Below are 20,881 nucleotides of genomic sequence, written 5' to 3'. Positions count from 1 at the left end.
TAGACCGGGAGGCACAGGTGTCGGAGACGACAGTGGACGAGGTGATGGCCGAACTGGCCGACCTCGACGATCCCAGGATTCGTGCGGTGAACGAGAAGCACGGCGACGATCACGGCGTCAACCTCACCGAGCTGCGAGCACTGGCAAAACGCTTGAAGACCCAACAGGTATTGGCCCGCCGGCTCTGGGACACCGACGACACCGCGGCGAAACTGCTCGCGCTGCTGATCTGCCGCCCGAAGGTCTTCGAGCGGGACGAGCTGGACGCCATGATCCGCCGGGCACGCACCCCCAAGGTCCACGACTGGCTCGTCAACTATGTCGTGAAGAAGAACCCACACGCCGAGGAACTGCGCACGGCGTGGTTCGCCGACCCGGATCCGGTGGTCGCGAGCGCGGGCTGGGCGCTGACCACCGAACGAGTCGCGAAGAAGCCCGATGGCCTCGACCTCACCGGTCTGCTCGACCTCATCGAGGCGCAGATGAAGACCGCGCCCGATCGCCTGCAGTGGGCGATGAACCACTGCCTCGCTCAGATCGGTATCGACCATCCCGACCACCGCGCCCGCGCCCTCGACATCGGCGAGCGTCTCCAGGTCCTGAAGGACTACCCGACTCCCCCTGGCTGCACCTCCCCGTTCGCACCCGCGTGGATCACCGAGATGGTGAGTCGGCAACAAGGCTGACGCCGACCGGAACCATCGCGGCCGCCTAGCCCTCGACGATCCGTCGACCCGCCGTACTCCCGAAAGTTGGTCACCCGTCGTGGCCCGATGGCCGTTAGCGTGTCGGCATGGGTGTGGATGAGATCTGTGATCGGTTCGTCGAGGACTACGCGGCCGCCGATCCGGTCATGGCGACCATGTTCGGCATCGCGGGGCACGACGATCGCCTGACCGACTATTCGCCTGCTGGACACGAGCTTCGGGCGCAGATCGCCCGAAACGCGCTGCGCGCCATACTCTCCGCGCAACCCGCCGATGACGGTGAACGGGTGGCGAAAGCCGTCTTCGCCGAACGCGTAGGGCTCGACGTGGAGATCCATGACGCCGGGCTCCCGCTCGCCTCGCTCAATGTGATCGAGAGTCCGGTGCAGAACATTCGGATGGTGTTCGACGTGATGGCCGCCGAGACCGCCGCGGACTGGACGGTGATCGCGCAGCGTCTCGCAGGGGTGCCTGCCGCGCTGTCCGGCGTGCGCTCGTCGCTGCTGGTCGCGGCGCAACGCGGACAGATCAGTGGGCTGCGACAGGTCGTCAAAGTCGCCGAGCAGGCCGACACCTGGGCCGGTTCCGGCGCGAAGGTCGGATTCTTCACCGCCTTCGTCGCTGCCGCCGAAGAGATCGACGGTGCGCCGCTGGCGCGACTGCACCAGGGCGCGCACGCGGCCCAGCAGGCCTACGCCGAGTTCGCCGAGTTCCTGCGTGCCGAGCTCGTACCGCTGGCTCCCGCCAACGATGCCGTCGGCGAGCACACCTACCGACTCTGGTCGCGCTATTTCACCGGCGCCGACCTGGACCTGAGGGAGGCCTACAGCTGGGGCTGGGCGGAGTTCGCCCGGCTGGAGACCGAGATGCTGGCCGTCGCTGACCGGATCGCGCCCGGGGCCTCGCTCACCGAGACCGCGGCCGCGCTCGACGCCGATCCGAAGTACCGGGTGAGCGGGCAGTCGAAGCTTCGCGCGTGGCTGCAGAAGATGTCCGACGAGGCGCTGGAGTCGTTGCGCGACGAGCACTTCGACATTCCCGACGAGCTCATGCGACTGGAGTGCACCATCGCGCCGCCCGGCGGGGTGGTCGGGGCGTATTACGTCGGGCCGAGTGCGGATTTCCGCCGTCCCGCTCGCATGTGCTGGTCGGTGGAGCCGGGGAAAGAGGACTTCGCGACCTGGCGTGAGGTCAGCACCGTCTATCACGAGGGCGTGCCGGGCCATCATCTGCAGATCGCGACCGCTGTGCGCGAGGCGGACTCGCTCAATCGGTACCAGCGGATGATGTCGTTCGTCTCCGGGCACGGCGAAGGCTGGGCGCTCTACGCCGAACGCCTCATGCAGGAGCTCGGCTATCTCGACGACGACGGCGATCTGTTCGGCATGCTGTCGCAGCAGCTGTTTCGCGCCGCGCGGGTGATCGTGGATATCGGAATGCACCTCGAATGGGAGATCCCCGGGGGCAGCGGCTTCCACGAGGGCGAACGCTGGACTCCCGACCTCGGCCTGGAGTTCCTGCTGACCCGAACGGTCACCGATTCGGCCACGGCCCGCGACGAGATCGACCGCTACCTGGGGTGGCCGGGACAGGCGCCCGCCTACAAGCTCGGTGAACGCCTGTGGCTCGCGGCCCGCGACGAGGCGCGCGAACGCGCGGGCGCGTCGTTCGACGCCAAGCAATTCCATACCCGCGCTTTGCGATTGGGCGGCATGGGTCTGGACACCATGCGGGCGCAACTCGCCGCCATGGCGTGAGGGTTCGTCAGAACAGGCTGGTCTGCGCGGGTTCCGGCGCCGCCGCGATCGTGGGATCGAGTTCGATGCGGCGACCGACGAGCCGGGTGTCGTTGACCAACACGAGTTCGCTCGCGCCCGCGGGGTCTCGGCACGCGATGGTGTGACCGTGCGCGGTGACCGCGTCGATGACGTATTCGCCTGGTTCCCCGGCGATTTCGGTGGCGACCGGGAAGCGGCCGTGCGCCAGGATGGTGGCGTAGAAGTCCCGCCCGCCCGACCAGGCGATGTCGGTGCGTGCGATATCGGTGGGCAGTGCGCTCGCGGCATGCTCGGCCGCGTCGGCGACGGCTGATTCCAGGGCAGCCCACGGGCGCAGCGGTTTCGTCAGAATGCGGGTCTTGGTGACACCGGCGACCGCCTGCCCGATGCCCGCTCGCTCGGTCACCGTCCGTTCGAGGTCTCGGACATGGAGTCCGTCGGGGGAATCGGTGATGAATCGAGCGACCAGCGCACCCTGTTCGAACAGACGGCGATTGCGCCGCGACGCCGAGGCCGTACCGACCTTGGTCATCCCGTCACCGAAGTACGCGATGTAGAGGTGGTGCGGTTGCGACATGTAGTCACGAACCTGTTCGGGCAACGCCGTGAGCGGACCGCGATGGCTGTGCACCACCGACCACCCCTCGTTGATCCGGCACTGCTCGCACTGGCGCCCCGCGTCGAGCCGTGCGCGGCGAGGACAGGCCAGCCGTCCCCGGCGCCCGCCGCCGAACCCGTGGTAGCCCAGGCAGAATCGGCCGGAGTCGGCGATCCGAAAGGCCAGCCGCGTGCCCACACCGGGCAGCAGTTCGGTGGTCCCGTCGTCGCCGAGCAGCTCGTAGAACCATCGCCCCTGCTCGTCCCAGCGAGTGCCGCAGTACAGGGCCGTGGAGATCATCGGTCGAACCTACACCGGTCGGTCGGTGCGGATCACAAGCCGAGGGCCGAAAAATATCCGAACGCCCAGTAACCCCCACACGATTTCCCCCGCCGCGAATCGGTCACCTACCTTGAGCGCACAGCAGGGGTGCGAAACTGGTAAGGGGAAAACAATGGACGATCTCGAGCTGCTACTCGACACAGCATTCAGCGTGACATCGACTGTACAGATGGATAGCCTGACCCATCAGCTGAAGGTCGCCGTCGAATCCTGTTCCCGTAGCGGAATTCCCTTTCCGCGGATCTGGGAGGAGGTCGAGGACGCTCTCGACATGGTCCCGGCGGATATCCCCGCCGAGTACCGCACGGAATTCAGGCTCTACCTCAGTGATCACGTGATCTCGGCCTTCATGAATGTACCGTCGGACGCGAGACTGCTCCCCGACATGTGAGTTGTTTCGGACCGATGCCAATCCCCGATCACCGGCATTGGACAGATTCCAACGCACCGCCGCCCGGACTTCGCCGCTGTTAGCGTGCGGCGGTGCGTATCTGGCTGTTCCCGACGATCGTGTTGACCTTGATCGGTGCGCTGATGGCCACGATGTATCTCGGCTACGTCGTCGACCCGGAGAAGAATCTGCACGACTTCCCGATCGCGCTGGTGGACCTGGATGTGGGCGACACGCTCGGCTCGCCACCGCAGTGGCGCGATGTCGGCAACGAGATCACCGAGGCACTGCGCGCCGGTGTGCCCGCGGACAAGATCGACCTGCGCGTGATCGGGATAGCCCAGGCCGAGCGACAGCTCCGCAGCGGCGAACTCTACGGCGCGATCATCATCGCGGGTGACTTCACCAAACGTCTCGGCAATCTCGGTACGGGGAGCGTGGTTCCCGGCGAGATCGAACGCCCCACGATCACCGTGCGGACCAATCCGCGCACCGGGGCATTCGCCTCGGCGATCATGGGGCGGGTCAGCGATCGAGCATTGACCGAGGTGAACGCGCGGATCGGCGAACAACTGCTCGCGACCGTGACCAGCGCACTCGGCCCGGACTACGCACTGCCGGGGACCACCGCTGTGGCATTGCGCAACCCCGTCGAGGTGATCCACACCGAGTTCCATCCGCTGCCCGACGGCAGCGGCGCCGGACTCAGCGCGTTCTTCTTCGCACTCGTGCTCCTGCTCGCGGGCACGCTCGGGGCGATGATCGTTCACACGATGGTGGACGGCGCGCTCGGGTTCGTGCCGACCGAGTATGGGCCGTGGTCGCCGCACGTGCCACCCGCGCGGATCTCCCGATTACGCACCCTGCTGCTCAAATGGGGCGTCCTCGTCGTCGCCGCGCATCTGGTCTCGGCAGTGCTGCTGGTCGTCGCGCCGATGGTGGGAATGCCCGTCGCACAACCGCTTCCGCTCTTCCTCTACAGCGCTTTCGCCATGATCGCCGTCGGAGTCACGGGCCTGTCGGTGCTGGCCGCGCTCGGCTCGGCGGGGCTACTGGTGAACCTGATCGTGTTCGTCATTCTCGGACTGCCGTCCTCGGCCGGGTCGGTGCCGATCGAGGCCACACCTCACTACTTCGGGGTGCTGGCCTCGTTCGAACCGCTGCATCAGGTGTACACGGCGGTCCGCGCGATCCTGTATTTCGACGGCGACCTCGGATCCGGGCTCGCGAGAGGGTTCTGGATGACCCTTCTCGGCCTGACGATCGGACTCGTTCTCGGTGCGGTGAGCACGTCGGTCTATGACCGCGTCGGATTGCACCGCCACCGATCGGCGACCGGCGGCGCCGCCCGCCTGTGAGCCCGCACAAACCCGGATGTCAGGGGATCGTGATCCCACCAGGCCATCCGATGGGATCGGGGACTACGCCCTCCGAGGTGGCTATGTTGCGATTCACACAGGACCACAACCAGCCCCATTCGCTGTCTGCCACGACGGAGTGCCTTCGATGAATTCTTCAGCCATGGATCGGATCTACGATCCGCTCATCATCGCGAACGGTCGAACCGCATCGAGTTTCCTGGGAAACGCCGACGAGTTGGTGTCACAGCTCGTCTCCTATTTCGCCGAGAACGTCATGCCGTGCCAGGCACTGCCCAGCGAGGCGATGCGCGGCGACGTCACCGAGTTCACCCGCCGCTGTCTGATGCTGGCGATGGAGATGCTGGACAAGCGGACGACCCCGTCGGAGCCGCAACTGGTGGCGTTGCGCGCGGCATCGGCCCAGCACGCACGGGAGGGGGTACCCGTCGCGACACTGCTGCGCGCGTACGCCGAGGGGTTCCGGATCGGCTTCGAACTCGTCATCGGGCAGGTGACCGCGGCTGATCTCGCCGAGGTCGTCGCGGGTACTCGCCTGCTGCTGCGCACGCTCGAGGTCATCAACGCGACGGTGACCAGTGCCTATCTCGAAGAGCAGCGCCAAGTCGCCAAGGAACACCAGACCGGTGCGCAGACGATGATGTCGGCACTGCTGAGCGGCCATGGCATCGGCGCCCTCACCCGGCAGACCGGCATCAGGGTGGCCGACTCGTATCAGGTAGTGGCACTGATGATTCCGGAGCTGCCCGAGGAGCACGACCCACGCGTGGACGCCCAGGTGGTCGCGCGGCGCAAACTTCGACGCGTGCAGGCGGCGCTGGCCGATGCCTTCGCCTCCCGGTCGCTCGCCCTGCTGAGCACCACCGGCGGAACCCTGCTGATCCCGAGCGACGAACCCGACACGGCGCGGATGACCGGCGACATCCTCGCCACGATCAGCGCGACCTCGGGGGTCGAACTCACCGCGACCCTGGTGCCCGCCCCGACCGACCAGATCCCCAAAGCCACCGAGGAAGCACACGAGCTGCTCGATCTGGTGCGTGGCATCGCCAAACCCGCCGGCCTGTACGAGCTCTCGGATGTGGCGATCGAGTATCAGCTCACCCGTCCCGGTCCGGCGCGCGAGCATCTGGCCGGTGTCATCGCCCCGCTCGCCACCCATCCCGAACTGCTGGAAACGTTGCGGACCTACATGGCGACCGGTCTCAATCGCAAAGCCACCGGCCGGCGACTTCACGTGCACCCCAACACCATCGACTACCGCCTGCGGCGAGTGGGCGGCCTGACCGACCTGGACCTGACGACCGCGGAGGGCATTCTGCGGGCTCGCATCGCGCTGCTCGCCGACGACATGGTGCATACCCGGGGCGCCGCGTAGCTCGCACGCGACGCCCCGGGGCCGGCTCACCCGATCAACTCCTCGGCTGCCGCGACACCGGATCGGTAGCAGGCTTCCAACTGCGCCCCGAGTAGGTAGTCGCCCGCGAGCTGCAGTCCCGCAACGGATTTCGTCTGCTCGCGCAGCGCCGTGCGGAATCCGGCGTGATCGGGGAGGTAGGCGCAGTGCGCCGCGGCCCAACTGCGCGTTTCGGTGCGCACCCTCGCGATCGACGGTCCGCCGAGATGACCGCGGACCTTCGCCTCGGCCTCGTCGATCCAGGTCGCCAACTGTCGCGCATCCGGTGTCGGCCTGGCATCGCGCCCGCTGAAGGTGTAGCGGACGATGTCGAGATCGTTGACGCCGTAGACCCCGGCGGCGCTGCACGGCCCCGAGTCGAACGCGATCGATCGAACGACGCTGCCGAAGAACGGCTGCTCGTACTGCACCACCGCGACCGTGGACGGCTGGTATGCCACCTGGCCCAACACCTTGCTCAGCGCGGGAGCCACGGGTTCCACCAGAGTCGCCGCCGCGTACGCCGGGACAGCCAGCACCACCCCGTCATAGGCGGAAAACGTCGTGGCGCCACCGTTTTCGGAGGTATCGAGCCCGATCACCCGGCCCTCCCGCAGCACGATGCGATCGACGCGGGTGTTCAGTCGGACCGATACCTGCCCGGCGAACCAGTCCAGGACCGGTTGCAAACCGTCGACGAGTTGGTCGTATCTGTCCTGCACCATGCCGAGGCTCACCCCGAACGCGCCGAGGTACACCTCGTCCGGTTCGGCGGCATTGAGTCGAACTGTCAACGGCCGCAGTACAGTACGACCGAACTCGGCTCCGAAGTGCGCGCCGAGCGCGACGTCGTCGCCTGCGGTTCCCGCTGTGCCGAAGTACTCCGATCCCAGGTAGCGGTTGCGTTCGTCGAACCGTACGCGCGCACCGTAGTAGAGCATGCGCGCCGCGTCGACCGGCGAACCCGTGCGCAGCAGATGGCGCAGGAAACCGGCGATGCCGGGGTTGTCGAGGGTCACCAGTTCGCCGTTGACGATCTGCGAGCTGTTGATTCCGAACGGCTCGTAGGTTCGCTCCCCGGACGCGGCGATGAACTCGCGCAGCCGCTGATAATGGCGGCCGATGTTCTTGCCGCCCAGCATGATCGGCCGACCGCCGAGGGTGTCGAAGCCGCAGCGGCCACCGAGCACCGCGTCCTGCTCGATCAGTTCGACGCTGTGGCCCGCCCGATGTAGTGCGAAGGCGGCGCCGATGCCGGACAAGCCGCCACCGATGACCGCGTACCGCTTCGCCGATGCTGTGGTCATGATCCGAGGTTCTCCTGTCGTTGCCCGGACACGGGATAGTGCGCCAGCTCGACGTGTGCGAGGGCGATGCGGTTGCCGTACTGGTGCAGCGCCACCTCGACCGTGATCTCGTCCAGGTCGCGATCGCCGACGGCCGCCGTGGTGCAGGTGATGGGGGCGTCCAGCTCGGCGAAGTCGGTGAACTGGGCTTCGAGGTCGAGTACCGCGGCGACCGGCGAGGCGAGCAGACCCGTCGCGGTCGCCGCCAGCACCGCGGCCTGCCGGAACACCTCGAGGAGCAACGGCCCCGGCACATGGTCGTATTGGTGGTCGAAGAAGCTCGGATGCCCGCGATCGACCACCACGACCAGGTCCTGGGCCGCGGTGCGGGCGAGCACGACATTGCGGGGGTCGCGCCGCCCCACGAGTTCCGGCGGCAGGCGCCGTACCGCATCGGGACCCACCGCGACGAGCGCCGAGCGCTTGCCCTGCTGGAGTTCGCGGAACTCGTCGTAAGCGTCACGGGGGAAGGTGATTCCGCTGCCGCGCACCGTCATCGCGAGGGCTCCGCGGATGGTCAGCGTGGCGTCGAAGGACACGTCGTGGTAGTAGCCACGCCCGGTGCCTGCCGCTCCCGGTCGCAAACGCACCACTCCCTCGAGCGGTTCTCGTTCGCTGTCGCGGAACAAGCTCAGGTCCTCCACCGCGAACGACATCCGCTGCAGGCTGGCCGGCGCGTCGGCGGGAACACCGAGGTGTCGTTGACCGACTACGAGCAGCGACTGCCGGACGGCCTCGACGGCGGAGAACGGATCATGGTAGGGAACCAGCCGATCGAACCACAGCGAGTGCGCCCGCGGCACCTGCACGGCGGCGAGGTATTCCGAGCTTCCGACCATGGCCGTGTCGGCGACGTAGACCTCCGCGAGCCCGCGCCGGTGGGCCAGCGCGGCGGGCACCAATTGTTCGAAGCCGAGGGTGCCGCGCACCGGCGACAATCGCCCGTTCATGCGAGCACCGCCTCGTGGGTCGACGCGTCGCTCCAGATCCGGGCGGCGAGTACAGCGCCGAGCGCCCGCGGGGTCGGGTGGGTGAACAGGTCCTCCAGCGAGAGAGCGGTGCCCGCGGCGGCATTGATTCGGCCGCGCAGTTCGAGGGCGGACAGCGAGGTGAGTCCGATCGCGAGAACCGTGGCATCGAGATCGATGTCGTCTTCGGTGAGGTCGATGAGGATCTCACGGATCTGATCCACGACCAGGCCCACCGCGACATCGGAGCGCTCGTCCTCGGGGACGGTCTGCCAGTCCGGATGCGTGGGCACCACCTCCCCTGCCGGTCCCTCGCGTCGGCCGATGCTCCGGTCACCGGCGAGTTCGGCTCCCGCGACGCCGATCATGCTCTCGAGTACGGCACTGTCGGTGTGGACCCAGTAGCGGCGGTGCTGGAACGGATAGGTCGGAAGATCGACCGCCCTGGCCGTCTCGTCGGAACACAGCGCCGACCATCCGACTTCGGCACCGGCAACCCACGCTGCCGCAACAGCTTTCACCACCGAGTCGGCTTCGTCGGTACCGGGACGCAGCACCGGGACCGCTGTGCTGCCGGTATCGGCGAGTGCCTCGTAGACCAGCCCGGAGAGGGTGTCTCCCGCGCCGAGTTCGAGGTAGGTGCCGACGCCGGATTCGTGCAGCCACACCACGCTGTCGTGGAAACGCACCGGCTCACGGGCCTGACGTACCCAGTAGTCGATCGAAGTCAGCTGTCCCGGTGTCGATGCCATGCCGGTCACCGTGGAAACGACGGGGATGCGCGGTTCCAGGAGTTCGACGCCGGCCACGACGGCACGGAACTGCTCGGCGATCAGATCCACGTGCGGCGAGTGGAAACCGCGATCGACGCCGAGCCGGGTGACCCGTCGACCACGTTCCCGCCAGTGCCGTGCGAGCTCACCGACAGCCGCGACATCGCCCGCGATCACGGTGGCGTTCGGTCCATTGGCCGCGGCGACCGACAGTTCGGACTCTCGACCGGCGATCGATTCGGTGACCTCGGCACACGATGCCCGCACCGAGACCATCGCGCCCACCTCCATCCGTTGCATCAACCGACCGCGCGCCGCCACCACCGCGATCGCGTCGTCCAGCGACAGCACACCCGCGACGTGCGCGGCGCAGAGTTCACCGATGGAGTGTCCGACAACGAAATCCGGTGTTGTGCCCCAGGATTCGAGCAGTCGGAACAGCGCCACCTGCAGTGCGAAAGCAGCGGGCTGGGTGTATTCGGTCCGGGTGAGCCGTTCCCCCGATCCGAACAGCTCCGCGCGGAGCGGGTGCGCGAGATGGGTGTCGAAACCGGCGCAGACGTTGTCGAGCGCCTCGGCGAAGACCGGGTACGCGTCGTAGAGCCCGCTGCCGATGCCCGCGAGTCGGTCGCTCTGACCGGGGAACATCATCGCCAGCTTGCCGCCGGTGCCGTGATGCGCGAGGACGGCCGAGGCGGCGGTGTGGCCGTCGGCGATGGCGGCGAGCCCGTCCAGGAACTCACCGCGGGTGTTCGCCACGACTACGGCGCGATGGTCGAATCGCGTTCGCGTGGTTGCCAAGGAGTAGGCGACATCGGCCAGGCGGTGCGAGGAGTTCGCGACCGCCTCGCCGATACGGGCCGCCTGCTCGCACAGTGCGGCGGCGGTGCGCGCCGACAGCAGCCACGGCGTCGGCGGATGGGACGGCCTCGTCGGATGGGCGGAAGCGGGTGTAGGCAGGTCATCGGCCGCGCAGGGTCGCGGTGCTTGCTCGACGATCACGTGGGCGTTGGTGCCGCTGATGCCGAAGGAGGACACCCCCGCCCTTCGTGCGTGCTCGGTGCGCGGCCACGGTTGTCGCCGCAGCGCCAGCCGGATGCGGTCCTCGGCCCAGTCGGCGTGCGGGGTCGGCGCGTCGACATGCAGCGTGGGCGGGATCATCTCGTGCCGGATCGCCTGGACCACCTTGATGAGTCCGGCTATCCCCGCGGCCGACTGTGTATGTCCCATATTCGATTTCACCGACCCCAGCAACACCGGTGGCCCACCGTCGCGCTGCCCGTAGGTCGCCAGCAGAGCCTGTGCCTCCACCGGATCGCCCAGCACGGTGCCGGTGCCGTGGCCCTCCACCATATCGATATCGGCCGGGCGCAGACCGGCATTGGCCAGCGCGGACCCGATCACCCGCTGCTGAGCCGGTCCGCGCGGTGCGGTGAGCCCGTTGGACGCACCGTCACTGTTCACCGCCGAGCCGCGCAGCACCGCGAGTACCCGGTGTCCGTGGCGCTGCGCTTCCGAAAGGCGTTCCAGCAGAACGAAACCGACACCCTCACCCCAGGCGGTGCCGTCCGCGCCCGCGGCGTAGGACTTGCACCGCCCGTTCGGCGCCAGCGCCCGCTGACGCGAGAACAGCGCGAACGGCATCGGGGTGGACATCACCGTGACGCCCCCGGCGAGCGCCATCCCGCACTCCCGCAGGCGCAACGACTGCATCGCCTGATGAATCGCGACCAGCGACGACGAGCAGGCGGTGTCGACGGTGACCGCCGGACCCTCCAGCCCCAACAGGTAGGCGACCCGCCCCGCCGCCATCGAGGCGTGATTGCCGGTGAAGTAGTAGGTCTCCGCACCGTCCCAGGCCTGAGTGGCGCCGAATCCGTACCCCTGGTCGCTGAATCCCACGAAGACGCCGGTGTCGCTGCCGCGCAACGTCGTCGGGTCGACGCGGGCCTGCTCGACCGCTTCCCAGGCGAGCTCGAGCAGCAGCCGCTGCTGCGGGTCCATCGCCTCGGCTTCGCGCGGGCTGATCCCGAAGAACCCGGCATCGAATTCGCCCGCCCCCTCGAGGAAACCACCGTCACGCACATAGGATTTGGCGAACTTGTCCGGGTCGGGATCGTAGAACCCGTCGACGTCCCAGCCCCGATCCGCCGGGAACTCGGTGATCAGGTCGCGCCCCTCGATCAGCGCCCGCCACAGGTGATCGGGTGAGGCGATCCCGCCGGGGAACCGACACGACATTCCCACGATCGCGATCGGTTCCCGCGCACGTGCCTGCTCGTCACCGAGCTGCTGTCTGGTCTCCTGCAACTGTCGGGTGGCGCGCTTGAGATAGGCGCGCAGTTCCGCTTCGTCGGCCATTCGACTCTCGCTTTCTGGTCCGGCTCAGACCGAACGGACCTGGTCGATGAGATCGAAAAGGGCGTCGTCATCGGCGCCGTCGATGTTGTCGACGACATCGTTCGCCGCGTCACCGCGCAGGGTGCGCACGAGGTCGTTGATCCGCACCAGCAGTTCGTCGACCCGCTCCGGCGCCAGCTCCACTCCCACGCAACCCGCGGCCAGCGCGTCGAGTTGTCCGACGATCCGCGCGGCCGGGTCGTCCACGGGGGCGATCTCGGTGCGCAGGTAGTCGGCCAGTGCGGCGGCATTGGGATAGTCGAAGACGATCGTGGTGCGCAATTTCGCGCCGGTGGCCGCTTCGAGCCGGTTGCGGAATTCCACGGCGCCCAGCGAGTCGAAACCGAGGTCGGTGAAGGCGGTTTCGGCGGGCACCGCCTCCGCGGAGGCGTGACCGAGTACAGCTGCCGCGTGCGACCGGATGACGCCGAGGATGACCGCCTCCTGCTCGGCCGGTTCGCGGCCGGTCAGGCTCGCCAGCAGCTTCGCCGACTCGTCGGAGCCGCCACCGGCCGCCCGGCGCGGGCCGCGAAGCAGCGACCGCAGCATCGCGGGCATCTCGTCGACGTCGCCGAGCGAGCCCAGTGCCGTGAGGTCGAGCCGTGCGGGCACCGCCAGCGGTCTGCCGGTCGACAGGGCGCTGTCGAACAGGGCCATGCCGTCGTCGTCGGTGAGCGGGATCAGCCCTTCGCGGCGCATGCGCCGCAGGTCGCGTTCGGTCAGGTGACCGGTGATGCCCGTGCCGCGTTCCCACAGTCCCCAGGCCATCGCGGTGGCGGGCAGGCCGCGGTGGCTCCGGTGCTGGGCCAGCGCGTCGAGGAAACCGTTGGCCGCGGCGTAGTTCGCCTGGCCGGGGTTGCCGAGCAGACCTGCGATCGAGGAGTAGAGGACGAACATCGACAGGGGGTGTGCCCGGGTGACCTCGTGCAGATACCAGGCAGCATCGGCCTTGGGGCGCGACACTGTCGCGATGTGCTCCGGGGTGTGCTCGGTGAACAGCGCGTCGTCGACGACGCCCGCGGTGTGCACCACCCCGGTCAGCGGGTGCGCTGCGGGTATCGCCGCGACCAGTGCCGTGAGCGCGGCGCGGTCGCCGACATCGCAGGCGGCGATCTCGACCTGGGCGCCGAGTGCGGACAGTTCGGCCACGAGTTCTGCCGCACCGTCCGCGTCGGGTCCGCGACGGCTGGTCAGCAGCAGGCGGCGCACCCCGTGCGCGGTCACCAGGTGCCGGGCGGCCAGCGCGCCGAGGCCGCCGGTGCCGCCGGTCACCAGGACGGTGCCGTCGGGGTCCAGTGGGGTCGGCACGGTCAGCACGTACTTGCCGACGTGGCGTGCCTGGCTCAGCTGCCGGAACGCCTCGGGTGCCCGTCGTACATCCCAGCGGGTGACCGGAAGTGGCGTCAGGACACCGGATTCGAAGAGCGCGCGCAGCTCGGTCAGGATCTCGTGCAGCCGGTCGGGGCCTGCCTCCATCAGGATGAAGTTCTGGTATCGGACGCCCGGGTGGGTGCCCGCGATCTCGTCGGCGTCGCGCAGGTCGGTCAGGCCCATCTCGATGAACCGACCGCCGCGCGGGAGCAGATCCAGCGACGCGTCCACTTTGTCGCCGGCGAGTGAGTCGAGCACGACATCGACGCCGCGTCCACCGGTGGCGTCGAGGAACTTCGTCTTGAACTCGGTGGTTCGTGTATTGCCGATCCGCTCGTCGTCGAACCCGTTCGCGCGCAGCACATCCCACTTGCCAGGGCTGGCCGTGACGAAGAGGTCCAGCCCGAGATGGCGTCCCAACTGCACCGCCGCCATACCGACGCCACCGGTGGCGGCGTGGATCAGCAGCGACTCCCCCGCCCGCACCTGCGCCAGGTCGACCAGCGAGTAGTAGGCGGTGGCGAACACGATCGGCGCGGCCGCCGCCTCCTCGAACGACCAGCCCGCGGGAATCTTGATGACGGTCCGCCGGTCGGCCACCACCGTGGCGCTCACCCCGGTGAAGATGCCCATCACCCGATCGCCGGGCGCGAAATCGACGACATCGGCGCCGACTTCGACGATCACACCCGCGCCCTCACCACCGATGGCGGTATTCGGGATCGGGTACATGCCGAGCACGATCAGCACGTCACGGAAGTTGACACCCGCCGCCCGCACCGCGATCCGCACCTGCCCCGGTCCGAGCGGTTCCGCCTCCGGTCGGGTGGCCAGAATCATGTTGTCGCCGTGCAACGTTCCGCGCCCGTGGTCGACCAACTGCCAGTCGTCGCCGCCGAGCAACTCGGCGGACCCGACCGTGTCCGCACCGGCGCGCACCAGGCGCGGCGCGTGCGTTTCACCGTGCCGGAGCGCCAGCTGCGGCTCGGTGGTGAGGGCGGCGCAGCTGAGCACCGCCTCGCGGTAGTCGCCGCGACCATCGAGATCGAGCAGCGCGATGCGGCCGGGGTTCTCGTTCTGCGCGGTCCGCAGCAGACCCCACACCGCCGCGCCTGCCAGGTCACCGACATCTTCGGCGCCGTGGGTCGCGACAGCACCACTGGTCACGAAAACCACCAGGGCCTTGGCGAAATCGTCGTCGGCGAGCAATTGCTGCACCACCGTCTGCACGGCGGTCACCTGCTCGCGCACAGCGGCCGGTTCCACCGAACCGACGCCGGCTTCGGGAACGCGCACGACGACGAGGTCGCGGTCAGCACGTTCGCACCGCTCGACGGTTACGCCGCCGGACGCGAAGTCCAGTTCGGACCATTCACCGTGTCCCGCAAGGGGTCCGGGTGACGGAACGGTCACCCAGTTCACCTCGTAGAGTCCGCCGTCCGAGGAGGATGCCCGCTGACCCAACGCCGACAGGGGAATCTCGCGCAGCGCCAGCGATTCCGCACCGGCGACCGGCCTACCCGCCGAATCGGTGAGTTCGAGGCCGATGCGGTCGGCGCCGACAGGGGTTATCCGAACACGCAGCGACGACGCGCCGACTGCGTGCAGACACACGCCTTCCCAGGCGAACGGGAGGCGGATCTTGCCGGATTCGGTCGGGCCGACCGTGCCGGTCGCGATCATCGCGTGCAGTGCGGCGTCGAGCAGTGCCGGGTGCAGACCGAATTCGGCGGCGTCTGCCGTGGCCGATTCGGGCAGCGCCACCTCCGCCAGTACATCGTCGCCGTGGCGCCAGATCTGACCGAGGCCGCGGAAGGCGGAGCCGTAGTCGTATCCGGCTGCCGCCATCGCGTCGTAAGGATCGCCGACGGTCAGCGCGACCGCGCCCGCGGGAGGCCACGCGCCGCCATCGACTGTGGCAGCCGCGATCTCGTCCGACGGTCGCACGGTACCGGTGGCGTGTCCGATCCACGGCAGCTCCGGCGCGGACGCTTTCTGCAGACGCGAGTACACCCCGATCGTCCGATGACCCGATTCCTGTGCCGGTCCGACCAGTACCTGCAGTTCCACCGCGCCGGTCTCGGGAATCACGAGCGGGGCCTCGAGCACGAGCTCGCCGACGACCGGGCACTGCACCGATCGACCCGCATGCCAGGCCAGTTCGATGAACGCGGTGCCGGGAAGCAGCACCGCGCCGCCGATCCGGTGCCCGGCCAACCAGGGATGCGAGTGCAGCGACAGCAGCCCGGTCAGCAACAATCCGCCGTCCTGAGCCAGACCGATCTTCGCGCCGAGCAGCGGGTGATCGTCGGCGTCGAGTCCGGCGCCACGCACATTGCTGCCCTGGCTCACCTCGAGCCAGAACCGCTCACGCTGGAAGGCATAGGTGGGCAGGTCGATCGGGCGGGGGTCGGCGCCCGCGAAGAGGGCGGCCGGATCCAGTGCTGCCCCGTGGGAATACAGCGCGGACAAGCCGGTGACGAACGCGAGATCACCGGCGACGCCGGGCCGCTGCAACGCGACGGCGGTCATCGCCGCGCCGTCGTCGACGATCTCGTGCACCATCGCCGTGAGCGCGGCTCCCGGCCCCATCTCGGCGAAGCAGTTCACCGCGCCCTGTTCGCGGGCCCACCGCACCGCGTCCAGGTAGCGGACCGGTTCGCGCAGGTGACTCACCCAGTAATCCGGCGAACACAGCTGCGCGGCCTCGGCCACCTTGCCGGTGAGCGCCGAGATCACCGGCACGGTCGGCGGGCGGTAGGTGAGTCCCCGACAGACTTCGCCGAATTCCGCCAGCACCGCGTCCATCTGGGACGAATGGAACGCATGGCTCACCCGCAACCGGGTGGTTCGCACACCGTCGGCCGCCAGTCGCTCGGCGATGGCGTGCACGGAATCCGCCGCACCCGAGACGACGACGGACGCGGGCCCGTTCACCGCGGCGATGCTGACATCGCCGTGTCGGCGCACGAGTTCGGCCACGGTCTCCGCGTCGGCGGCGACCGCGATCATCGCCCCGCCGGCGGGCGCGGACTGCATGAGTCGACCACGTGCGGCGACCAGGGTGCAGGCATCCGCGAGCGACCAGACCCCGGCCACATAGGCGGCGACGATCTCACCGATCGAGTGACCGAGCACGAATGCCGTTCGCAAACCCCATGATTCGGCCAGGCGGTACATCGCCACCTCGGTGGCGAAGAGGGCGGCCTGGGTGATCTCGGTCCGGTCGAGCGTGCCCGCGGTGTCCTGATCGTCGAAAACGGCAGCGCGCAGCGGTGTTTCGAGATGCTGGTCGAACTCCGCGCAGATCTCGTCGAAGGCGGCCCGGTACACCGGATAGCCCTCGTACAGCTCGCGCCCCATCCCCGCGCGCTGAGCGCCCTGGCCGGGGAACATCACCGCCGTGACCGCCGCGGTGACAGTGCCACGCACCACGTTCTGCGCCGATCGCCCGTCCGCGAGCGCGCGCAGCCCGGCGGTCAGCTCCTCGGCGTCGTGGCCGACGATCACGGCGCGATGCTCGAACCGAGCACGGGTGCCCAGCAGTGCGGCGCCGACATCGACCGGGTCGGCTGTCTCGAGCCGGTCGAGCAGCGCGCTCGCCTGGGCGGCCACCGCGGCGGCCGAGCGCGCGCTGACGACCCACGGAATCACCGGCGGTGCGACGGTTTCGGCCGCTCGCTCCACCTCCGGCGAGAATTCGCCGCGCTCGATCACCACATGCGCGTTGGTGCCGCTGATGCCGAAAGACGACACCGCGGCGCGCGGCGGCTGCCCGGTCGCGGGCCACGCCTGCGCCTGGGTCACCAGCCGGACCGAGCCCGACGACCAATCCACATGCGGCGTCGGCTCATCGACATTCAGCGTCGGCGGCACCACCCCGTGCCGCATCGCCATCACCATCTTGATCAGCCCACCGACCCCGGCGGCGGCCTGCGTATGCCCCATATTCGACTTCAGCGAGCCGAGCAACAGCGGCTCCCCGCCCGCGCGCTCGGCACCGTAGGTGGCGAGCAGGGCCTCCGCCTCGATGGGATCGCCCAGCCGGGTCCCGGTTCCGTGCGCCTCGACGACGTCCACGTCCGTCGTGGCCAACCCCGCGTCCGCCAGCGCCGATCGGATCACGCGCTGCTGGGACCGCCCGTTCGGCGCGGTCAGACCGTTGGACGCGCCGTCGGAGTTCACCGCGGTGCCACGCACCAGACCCAAGATCGTGTGCCCGAGACGCCTGGCCTCGGAGACCCGCTCGAGCAGGAGCATCCCGACGCCCTCGCCCCACGCGGTGCCGTCGGCGCCCGCGGCGAAGGATTTGCACCGGCCGTCGGCCGCCAGCGCGCGCTGGGTGGAGAACGCGACGAACGCGGCCGGGGTCGACATCACGGTGACACCGCCTGCCAGCGCCATCGTCGACTCACCCGAGCGCAACGATCGCACCGCCTGATGAATCGCGACCAGCGACGACGAGCACGCCGTGTCCACGGTGACCGACGGGCCTTCCAGCCCCAGCACATACGACACCCGCCCCGAGGCGATGCTCGACGCCTGACCGGTCATCAGGAACTGATCGATCGTCTCGCGCAATCGATCGTCGATATCGCGCGACGACGGGCCTTCGGAGTCCGGCATCAGGCCCACGAAGACGCCCGTCGCACTGCCGCGAACCGTCGTCGGGTCGATGCCCGCCCGCTCGAAGGCTTCCCAGGCGGTCTCCAGCACCAGCCGCTGCTGCGAATCCATCGCCTGGGCCTCACGGGGGCTGATCCCGAAGAAGCTCGCGTCGAATCCGGTGGCGCCGTCGAGGAATCCGCCCGTTCGCACATACGACTTGCCCGGCACACCCGGCTCCGGATCGAACAGACCCTCGATATCCCAGCCGCGATCGGTCGGCCACTGCGACACCAGACTGCGCCCGTCGACCGCCGCCTGCCACAACTGCTCCGGCGAGGTCACCCCACCCGGATAACGGCATGCCATGCCGACAATGGCGATCGGCTCGGTCGCCCGCGCTTCCACATCGTCGAGGCGCGCGCGGGTGGTCTGCAGTTCCCGGATCGCCTTCTTCATGTAAGTGCGTAGTTCGTCTTCGCGAGCCATAGGGCAAACATCTCCTGCATCAGGGGTATCGACAGGGAAGCGAGCAGTGCGGCGGGATCGGGTATTCGCCCAGCGATCTACTCGACAACACTGACCGGCGCCACGCTACGACAGCGGGCAAGCGAATTCGCGGCGCGCCGAACCTCTTTGGGAAACGACCAATGGCCGCCGCGTCGTCCCTGACAATTTCCAAACGCATTGCCACCGCGCGACCGCGATTCGTAAGGTCATGCGCCATGGCAAGGACTCCCGATCCGATACCGGATCAGCACGGCCGACGATTCGTTATCACCGGGGCCAACGGCGGACTCGGCGAGGTGGTGACCCGCACGTTGGCCGCTCATGGCGCCACGGTGATCATGGCTTGCCGGGATACGAAACGGGGGCGAGATATCGCCGAGCAGCTCGACGGCGATATCTCCGTGGCCGCGTTGGATCTTGCCGACCTGTCCGATGTGCGCCGGTTCGCGCGCGAGTGTGGCGAATTCGATGTGCTGATCAACAATGCCGGGTTGATGAATGTGCCGTTCGCTCGTACCGCCGACGGATTCGAAACACAATTCGGCGTCAACCATCTCGGGCACTTCGCGTTGACGGGCCTGCTGCTGGATCGGATCAAGGACCGGGTGATCTCGTTGTCGAGCATTTCCCACGGGTGGACCAACGCACTTCCGCTCGACGATCTGCGCTTCGAACACCGTCGATACAGCCGACATGCGGCCTATCCGGAGTCGAAACTGGCGACCCTGATCTTCGGCCGTGAACTGCAGCGCAGACTCCGCGAGTCCGGGTCGACATTGCGTTCCTATTCCGTGCACCCCGGTGTCGCGCCGACCGGGCTCGTCGCCAAGACCCAGACGCCACTCGATTACGTCGCCGAGCCGTTCATCCGCCTGGTCGGCCAATCACGCACCGCCGCGGCCCGATCCATGCTGTATACCGCCACCGCACCCGATGCGGACCCCGACATCTATTGGGGCCCGACCAAGCTGTTCAAGACCCGAGGGCCGGTCGGCGCCTGCCCGTCGAGCGCACTGTCGCAGGACCGAGCCCTGTGGCAACAGTTGTGGACGGTGTCCGAACGCGCCACCGGTGTCCGTTTCCCCGCGTCGGCGGTGATCCATGAGAATTAGTCTGCGCACCCTCACCTGTGCCCTCATGGTCGGACTGCTCGCCGCCTCGGGCCCGCCGTCGGCCGCCGGGGCGCCACCGGTGTATCCGGCGCCTGACCCCGACCCCTTCTACGCCGCGCCCGCCGACATCGCGAGCAAGGAACCCGGCGCCGTGCTCGCGGTCCGCGTTCAGGAGCCGCTGCCCTATTTCCCCACCGCCACAGTCACTTTGGTGAAGTTCCGATCCAACGACTCACAGGGTCGACCGATCGCCGCGACCACCACGATCCTCACTCCGAAGGATCATCGTCCCGGCGCGCCGCTGCTGTCCTATCAGCACATCATCAACGGCCTCGGCACCCAGTGCGCGGTCTCGCGCGCTCTCTACGCCTACGATCCCAATCTGCTCTATCGTGCTGTGCCGCTGCTGAATACGATGCTGCTGCGCGGCTGGAGCATCGCCCTGCCCGACCATCTCGGCCCGAACGCCGCCTACGGCGCGGCCAAACTCGGCGGCCAGATCACCCTCGACGGCATTCGCGCCGCGACCAGGGTCGGAGAACTCGGCCTCGCCGACAGCCCCTCGGCCATGCTCGGCTACTCCGGCGGCGGCATGGCCACCGGCTGGGCTGCCGCGCTCGCGCCCCAGTACGCGCCCGAACTGCGCCTGGTCGGCGCCGCGCAGGGCGGCGTGCCGATGAACATCACCACGATGGCGCGCGCACTCGGTTTCGCCCCGCATCCGATGTTCGGGCTCGCGATGGCCGCCGCGCTCGGGCTCGAACGCGAGTACCCCGATCGCCTTCCGATCAGCGCGCAGCTCAACGACACCGGCTTGGCGGTGCGCGATGCCATGTCCAACGGTTGCACCGTCGAACTCATCGCCGCCGGTGCGATGCACAGCGCCTCCGATCTCGCCTCGACCGTGTCCCTGATCGACGACCCGCGAGCGTGGGAAGTGGGCGATGCCAACAGCCTGGAGCTGTTCGAGCCCGTGCCGACGATGCCGATCTTCGAGTGGCACACCCCCATCGACCCGCTCATCCCCGTCGACGCCGTCGATCGCACGAACGAGCGCTACTGCCGGGCCGGGACACCGGTGCTGTCCGAGCTCTATCCGAGCCCCGATCATCTGGCCACCGCGGTCATGGGTTTTCCGTCGGCCGTCGCGTGGCTCGATGCCCGCTTCCGCGGCGAGACCGCCCCGAGTAACTGCTGACATCTCG

The 20,881-nt window shown here is 68.5% G+C and carries 12 protein-coding genes; 7 read left to right on the top strand and 5 right to left on the bottom strand.

Annotation, left to right across the window (positions count from 1 at the left end; genetic code table 11):
* The first annotated feature begins 17 nt into the window (after positions 1 to 17).
* On the top strand, positions 18 to 686 hold the full coding sequence (locus QX204_RS09375; protein WP_301906196.1) for a DNA alkylation repair protein: 669 nt from the start codon (positions 18 to 20) through the stop codon (positions 684 to 686).
* Between the two features lie 107 nt (positions 687 to 793).
* Complete coding sequence (locus tag QX204_RS09370) at positions 794 to 2,464, top strand: DUF885 domain-containing protein (RefSeq protein ID WP_301906195.1); 1,671 nt, start codon at positions 794 to 796, stop codon at positions 2,462 to 2,464.
* 7 nt (positions 2,465 to 2,471) lie between these two features.
* Here QX204_RS09370 and QX204_RS09365 read toward each other — a convergent pair whose 3' ends face one another.
* Entirely contained in the window at positions 2,472 to 3,383 is a 912-nt protein-coding gene (locus tag QX204_RS09365) for a DUF2797 domain-containing protein (RefSeq protein ID WP_301906194.1), read from the bottom strand.
* 154 nt (positions 3,384 to 3,537) lie between these two features.
* Here QX204_RS09365 and QX204_RS09360 point away from each other — a divergent pair, with 154 nt between their 5' ends.
* The 3 genes from QX204_RS09360 (at position 3,538) to QX204_RS09350 (ending at position 6,573) form a co-directional block, all read left to right on the top strand.
* Positions 3,538 to 3,816 (top strand): hypothetical protein, encoded by a 279-nt coding sequence (locus tag QX204_RS09360; protein ID WP_301906193.1) that lies wholly within the window; start codon positions 3,538 to 3,540, stop codon positions 3,814 to 3,816.
* A gap of 92 nt (positions 3,817 to 3,908) precedes the next feature.
* Entirely contained in the window at positions 3,909 to 5,174 is a 1,266-nt protein-coding gene (locus QX204_RS09355) for a YhgE/Pip domain-containing protein (RefSeq protein ID WP_301906192.1), read from the top strand.
* A 148-nt stretch (positions 5,175 to 5,322) separates the two neighbouring features.
* Positions 5,323 to 6,573, top strand: coding sequence for a PucR family transcriptional regulator (locus QX204_RS09350; protein WP_301906191.1), 1,251 nt, complete (start codon positions 5,323 to 5,325; stop codon positions 6,571 to 6,573).
* Between the two features lie 26 nt (positions 6,574 to 6,599).
* Here QX204_RS09350 and QX204_RS09345 read toward each other — a convergent pair whose 3' ends face one another.
* Genes QX204_RS09345 through QX204_RS09330 form a run of 4 tightly spaced genes read right to left on the bottom strand, consistent with a single transcriptional unit; the run spans position 6,600 to position 18,543 of the window.
* Entirely contained in the window at positions 6,600 to 7,898 is a 1,299-nt protein-coding gene (locus QX204_RS09345; protein ID WP_301906190.1) for a protoporphyrinogen/coproporphyrinogen oxidase, read from the bottom strand.
* The gene (locus tag QX204_RS09340; protein ID WP_301906189.1) at positions 7,895 to 8,887 is read right to left on the bottom strand and encodes an AfsA-related hotdog domain-containing protein; all 993 of its coding nucleotides are present in this window, start codon (positions 8,885 to 8,887) and stop codon (positions 7,895 to 7,897) included. The genes QX204_RS09345 and QX204_RS09340 overlap by 4 nt, the downstream gene beginning before the upstream one ends.
* On the bottom strand, positions 8,884 to 12,039 hold the full coding sequence (locus tag QX204_RS09335) for a type I polyketide synthase (RefSeq protein WP_301906188.1): 3,156 nt from the start codon (positions 12,037 to 12,039) through the stop codon (positions 8,884 to 8,886). Before QX204_RS09335 ends, QX204_RS09340 begins: the two co-directional genes overlap by 4 nt.
* Before the next feature lie 24 nt (positions 12,040 to 12,063).
* On the bottom strand, positions 12,064 to 18,543 hold the full coding sequence (locus tag QX204_RS09330) for a type I polyketide synthase (RefSeq protein WP_301906187.1): 6,480 nt from the start codon (positions 18,541 to 18,543) through the stop codon (positions 12,064 to 12,066).
* Between the two features lie 236 nt (positions 18,544 to 18,779).
* Here QX204_RS09330 and QX204_RS09325 point away from each other — a divergent pair, with 236 nt between their 5' ends.
* A complete protein-coding gene (locus QX204_RS09325; RefSeq protein ID WP_301906186.1) occupies positions 18,780 to 19,676 on the top strand; it encodes an SDR family NAD(P)-dependent oxidoreductase in 897 nt (298 codons plus the stop codon).
* Positions 19,677 to 19,701: 25 nt separating this feature from the next.
* Complete coding sequence (locus QX204_RS09320) at positions 19,702 to 20,874, top strand: lipase family protein (RefSeq protein ID WP_301907957.1); 1,173 nt, start codon at positions 19,702 to 19,704, stop codon at positions 20,872 to 20,874.
* Positions 20,875 to 20,881 lie beyond the last annotated feature (7 nt).

The sequence above is a fragment of the Nocardia sp. PE-7 genome (assembly GCF_030486425.1).
Taxonomy (GTDB): Bacteria; Actinomycetota; Actinomycetes; order Mycobacteriales; family Mycobacteriaceae; genus Nocardia; species Nocardia salmonicida_A.
Note: the sequence above shows the minus strand (reverse complement) of the source record. Positions and strands in the feature narration are given on the sequence as shown.